The 6,150-nt window shown below is 34.7% G+C and carries 5 protein-coding genes; all 5 read right to left on the reverse strand.

Features of this window, described 5'->3' with window-relative positions; translation table 11 throughout:
* Nucleotides 1–61 precede the first annotated feature (61 nt).
* Nucleotides 62–1,294: an imelysin family protein gene (locus ACTB0X_RS12440; protein WP_463025358.1), complete on the reverse strand. Its 1,233-nt coding sequence runs from the start codon at nt 1,292–1,294 to the stop codon at nt 62–64.
* Between the two features lie 138 nt (nt 1,295–1,432).
* On the reverse strand, nt 1,433–2,947 hold the full coding sequence (locus ACTB0X_RS12445; RefSeq protein ID WP_463025359.1) for a hypothetical protein: 1,515 nt from the start codon (nt 2,945–2,947) through the stop codon (nt 1,433–1,435).
* The gene (locus ACTB0X_RS12450; RefSeq protein WP_463025360.1) at nt 2,947–3,498 is read right to left on the reverse strand and encodes an RNA polymerase sigma factor; all 552 of its coding nucleotides are present in this window, start codon (nt 3,496–3,498) and stop codon (nt 2,947–2,949) included. Before ACTB0X_RS12450 ends, ACTB0X_RS12445 begins: the two co-directional genes overlap by 1 nt.
* A gap of 26 nt (nt 3,499–3,524) precedes the next feature.
* Nucleotides 3,525–5,342 carry a T9SS type A sorting domain-containing protein gene (locus ACTB0X_RS12455; RefSeq protein WP_463025361.1) on the reverse strand — a complete coding sequence of 606 codons (1,818 nt, stop codon included), beginning with the start codon at nt 5,340–5,342 and terminating at the stop codon, nt 3,525–3,527.
* A gap of 94 nt (nt 5,343–5,436) precedes the next feature.
* Nucleotides 5,437–6,150: PKD domain-containing protein (locus ACTB0X_RS12460; RefSeq protein WP_463025362.1), on the reverse strand; the 714-nt coding region annotated here is incomplete at its 5' end.

A 6,150-nucleotide genomic window follows, 5' to 3' on the forward strand; every position in this document is an offset into this window, starting at 1 on the left:
GAAAAACCATTGTAGCAATCCTCGCAACAATAGTTCTTCAACAAATTATTAATCACTCTTATTAATCTGGCAAATCAGTACTAATTGAAACCCCTAAGCTTGTCGCAACTTCTGAAATCTTATCTCCTTGACTTTGCAATGCTCTAACAGCATTCATGATTGGTCCATTTCCACCAATTGACTCTTGCGTTAATGCATGATCAAATGGAACTGGGATAGCAGTTGTTGTTGTGATAGTTAATGCAGATAAATCATCCATTTCTTTCGCAACAGTTGGATTAATCTTCAAAATTAAATTCTGAATGGACTCTCCAGAAACGACTGACCCATCTACCTTTTTATAAGACCCAGTATATACATTTCTAATTCCTTGTGCATTTAAGATAATATCTCTGTGTGTATTATCACTAAAACAAGAATGCTCATCTTCCTGATCTTGATTATTCAACGCTACAAAAACTCGCTCTCCTGCTAACTCTGATTTACTTAAAGTACCTAAAGCAGTAAGTATATTTTTTAAAGCTATTGAGTGTGGCAATGCCATGAAGTCAGCTCTATAGTTTGAAGATGAGTTTGGCTCCCATGCTTGAACCATTTTATCCAAATCATCTAACAAAATCTCTGCTGAAATTTTTAAGTATTCTGCACGTCTCACTTGGTTAGTAGCAGTTCCACCAACTGTTAAATAATCAGTAAAAGGACGATTTCCAGGAGTCATTAATGCCGTATTTGCGTCATCTTGTCCCCATAATAAAAATTCTATTGCATGATATCCAATAGAAATATTTTTCTCACTTCCATTTTCATTAGCTCCTTCAAGAACTGTAGTAGAAATACTAGGGTAATTGATAACATCGTTTATAATTCCTGATGATTGAGCACCAGAAATATAATCTACATAACCTTCATCAAGTGGCCATGCATTCAATGCTCCTTCAGGACCATCAACATCATCGATTGGCCCATTCGCAAAACGAAAAGCTTCCGTTTGTCCATAAGGCTCACGAGCTTCTAACCATTTTTGTTTACAAGCTTCAAATCCGGCTGAAGTTGGATTGGTATTAAATGCAGTGATTGCATCTTTAAGTTCAACTGCTTTATTGTATGAATCCAGATAAGCGGCATACACTAAATTTGCATAGTTCTCAGTAAGGGCTTCCTTTTCTGTAGCATATTGATCAGTCGATGCAATTGGTTCTATTCTATCATCATCGTCTTTACAACTATTAAAACTAACTGCTAAAACAATTGTAAATGCAAAAAGGGTAGTTGATCTAAATGGGTATAAGTTCATTGGGTAAATTTTAATTCGCCACAAATTTATACCCGATTCTAATCGATATAAATACCCTCATGATGGTAGATTGGCTCAAATAGCATACCCTCTTCGTGGTATTTTTCACCAATTACTATTATAAAACCGATAACAGAACTACCAATTAGGTTGATAAAGTAACCACACACCACCTCGCTGATTGATCCACCTAGAGTCATATTCTTTTGTAAAAGAAGTGATGTCCTGCTCGTATCCATATCGAAGCCCTACTCCAATCAATTCATTGATCTGATAGCCCAAACTAGCATTGAATTGGTAGCTATAAACCATGGTATTAAATTGACCAGATTCACTAAAATCTTTGGTTGTTTGTAAATCAGTTGAAATATATGCTCCTTGTTGGTCGAATAAATAATTGGCTACAAAAGCCCCTCTCACTTCTGCCATCCAATTGCCTTGCTTTTTATTAAATCCAATAAAAATTGGAACTTGTATTCTTCTGAATGTATTGGTTCGATATAAATAATCTTCAACTAAAGTAAAAGTGGGTGTTTGTGTTTCATTGATCTGCTTTTCTATTAGCAATACCGGATTGCCATTACTCATAAAATTCGAATTCACCACACGGTAAGTCGTATCATATGAAATATCAAAACCAAGCTCCTCTCGATTCATTTTATAACGCACCTTTTCAGTTTGAACAACATAATGCACACCGGCTCCAAAAGTCAAGAATCGATAAGGACGAATTAAATTCACTCCAATTTGAGTATTCTTTCCTGACACTTCGCTGTTGGCTTTAAAGTCAATCAATTTAGAATCATCACCAGATAATTTCTTCTCCGTTTGGAAAGATTGCATGGCAACTAACTCTAACATGAAAGCTTGTTTAGTTAATGGACGTTTGAATATTCGATCATCGTTGGCAGCCTTTGGCATTAAATACCCATTAGAACGGCTTCCTATAAGGCTCCAATCCATTGGCTGTGGCTTCATCAGTGAAACAAAATTAAACTTGCTCTCAAATTCAAATGAACGTATTGACTCCCCATTCAAAATAGATGACTCCGAATTTGTATTATTTTTAGGTTCAGCACCTTGAGCATATTGATCTGTCAAACTTGTTTCAACTTTAGAAATAGCAGTTTTTTGTGGAGCTTTTTTAACTACCTTTTTGTCAGTGACTATAGAGGTCGGTTCTTTAATAAATTGATTTATGCTAGTTGAAGAGAATTCCTTAGATGATTTATTCTCTCTTTTTATTGTTTCTAGTTTAGTATGCTCAGGAATAGATTTATTAGAAGTAATAACAGGCGTCGATTCTTGATTTAACAATTCCTGTGTGGCGATTTGATTAGAAATTGGCTCACTTTCTATTGCTTTAGTTTGAATTTGATTTGATGCTGCGCCTATATTATTATCAATCAAAGTAAGTTTAGAGTCTACCATATCTCTCGAAGAAATAGGTCGAACGGTATCCGTAGAAATTGTTGCGCTCATCAACAGCACAAATGCCAATGCGAGACCATTTAAGCTAAAATACCAAGGACTCTTGCGACTTGGCGATTTAGGTAATTGAGATTCTACCGCTGACCATAAACTATTATCCACCGGATAATCTTTATGAATCCCATTTCGGAAAATCTCATCTATATTATTTTCTTCTTTCATCACGATACTTTTTCGTTATACACTGTAAGCATGGCTACTAATTTTTTTCTGGCTTCTCCCAAATGCCATTTAGAAGTACTTTCACTCATTTCAAGCAACTCAGCTATTTCTCTATGTTTAAAGCCGTCTATTGCATATAAATTAAACACTTTTGCTGTCATTGCTGGCAGAAGTTGAATCATTTCCAACAAGTACTCGGAATCCATTTCTGCTTCTTTTTCATGAATAGAAGTCGGGTGATTTGATAGTCCAACATCTTCAAGGAAGCCCAACTTTTCGCGTTCTCGTTTTTCTTTTCTATACTCATCAATCAAGTGATTCACCGCAATACGCTTCATCCAAGGAATAAATGCATCTTCATTTCTGAAATCATTTAAGTGATCTAATATTTTGAGAAAAATAGCATTTAGGCTTGCTCCTGCGGTGTCGTAATCGTTTTTGTATCGGACACAGATATTCATAAGGTATGAAAATACCTCATTATACAGTTGATTTTGAGCCAACCTCTTCTGCTTGCGGCAGTCGTCAAGAAGCGCCTTCTCTATTTTCATAGAACAACCCTAGGGGTTAATATTTGCTATTGTTTGATGATTTTTCGTGTTATAAATTCCTTTCCATTACTAATTCTTAAGAAATACATTCCTTTTTCAAGTTGCTGTAGATCAACCTTATTTCTAATTGAATTAAATGCCCCTTCGCCTTTCAACGAACCATCAATTCCTAGTATAGAATAAGTCGTATTATTTACAATTGAATTAAAATCGATCTGAATAAAATCAAACGTAGGGTTTGGATAAATTTTTAAATCATCCAATTGAACTTGTTCTTGTATACCAATGAATCCTCCATTTAATACTTTAAGTTTAAAACCGCCTGATTTCAAAATATTCCCTGAACTATCCAATCCAACTGAATCACAGTAAGTAGAAGTGCAATTCATACTAACATCACTTACGGTTAAACAAATTTTGTAGGCCTTATTCTCAGAATATTGATGCGTTGGAGTGCGACCTGTGGAGGTAGTTCCATCTCCAAAATCCCAAAAATATTGATGAGATGGTACATTAGAAGATTCATTAACCAAAAACAATGTACCTGCTACTGTGGTATCAATCGCTATGAGATACTTTGCGACACATGATGATAAAATCGTTATTGTGATTGACTGACTGGAAGTGTCAGAACAATTGGTTGAATCATTATAAATAATTTGCTGAATCGCATATGTTCCACTGTTCTGATAAAAGTGCATAGGATTTTCTAACGCAGAAGAATCTCCATCACCAAAATAATAAACCAATCGATTAAAATTAGTGGCAGTATTTTGTATCTGAACAGTATCCCCATATTGGCTAAAAGTAAACCCTGAAGCACAATCAACCAACACTTGAATCGTATCACAAAATACATCCGAACAGTGTCCTTGATTGGTCACTGTTTGACAAACTACATAAGTGCCAGACTGTCCATAAATGTGTGTTGGATTTTCCAAGTTTGAAGAATTTCCATCTCCAAAATCATAAGAAATGGAGGTAAAAGGGGGGCTAGTATTTTGGAAGGTGATTGTATCTTGGTTGGCTGTATATAAAAATCCTGCTTTACACTTAGGAGAAATATTTATGACTATTGAATCGTAAAATATATCCGAACAATAAGAAACAGTATCAACCATATATAAAGATACATTGTAGATTCCACTTGCAGTATAATTATGAGTTGGACTCACGACATAACTTGAGTCACCATCTCCAAAATCCCAACGAAAAAAAGTAGAAAATGTGTTAGGCTGCGAAAGATTATAAAATTGAGCGACTCCATTAGTGTCTGATTGGCTGATAAAAGATGCATTACAATAATTAACATACACAGTGTCCGAATAAGTGCAATAAATTCCATTGCCACGCGCTGTCAATTGAACGATATAAATTCCGCTACCGGGAAAATAATGTGTAGGATTAATAGTTGTATCAATTGGACTGCCGTCTCCAAAATTCCATTGATAATTTAAACCATTTAAAGGGGATGTTAAGTTCGTAAACCAAACTCCACCCAAAGTATCAAATACTTGATAGGAATAATCGGCAATACATGCGCTTTTTACAGTCACTTGTTTCCAAATTGTATCCGTACAATTTGTTGAATCCAGAATTGATAAGCTTACGAAATAGGTTCCAGGAAAATTATATGTATGAGATGGATTGGGAATTGAATCAAAAGATCCATCACCAAAAGTCCAAGAATAAGAAGGATTTATAGTCGAACTGAATGAGGAATCCAAAAATTGAACGGTTAAGTTCTGGCTCCAAAAATTAAAATCAGCATGACAATTTTGTGCACTCAAATGAGCACCTCCAAAACCTATGAATATAAAAAGAAAGACAATTAATCGTTTCATGCAAAAAAGACGAAATATAGAAAGAAATGGTTGGGTAAAAAAAGGGCTAAAGAAAAACATTCTTTAGCCCTTTTATGAAATTCAGTAGCAACCTTTATTTCGTTTTTATAAACTTCTGTGTTTTTTGAGATTTTCCATCATTTAATGAAATGATATACAATCCATTTTCAAGATTTGAGATATCAAATTGCTCAATATTTCCTGAAGTAGTATTATTACGTTCAACAACTACTCTTCCTGAAATATCCATGATTCTAATTTCAACTTTAGCAGAAATTGCTCTTAAGTCAACAGAAATGTTATTTACTGCTGGATTTGGATAAACAGTTACTTTTTCAAGAGATGCATTTTTCTCGATACTTACTAAAGTTGGATCTTTAACAGTGATAGAGAAGCCTGCAGCAGATTTTAAATTACCCAAAGAATCCATTCCTACTGTATCACAGAAAGTTGATGTGCAATTCACAATTGTATCTAGTATTGTTAAACAAACTACATAAGAACCGAAACTAGCATACTGGTGAGAAGGTGTTCTTCCTGAACCAAAGTTTCCATCACCAAAATCCCATGTATAAATGTGAGAGCTTAAGTTAGATGAAGTATTGTACAAAAATACACTGAACTGAGAAGCAGTATCTTTTACGATTGTATAACTAGCATTACATCCTGTTGGAGGAGTAGATGCAATCACCACACTATCTGTATATGTTGAGATACAGTTAATCAATGAATCATCTGTAGTCAAAGTAATTTGATACACTCCTGAAGAGGCATAAGTGTGAGTCGGATTTGCTACTGAACTTGAATT

The sequence above is a fragment of the Acidiluteibacter sp. genome (assembly GCF_055129545.1).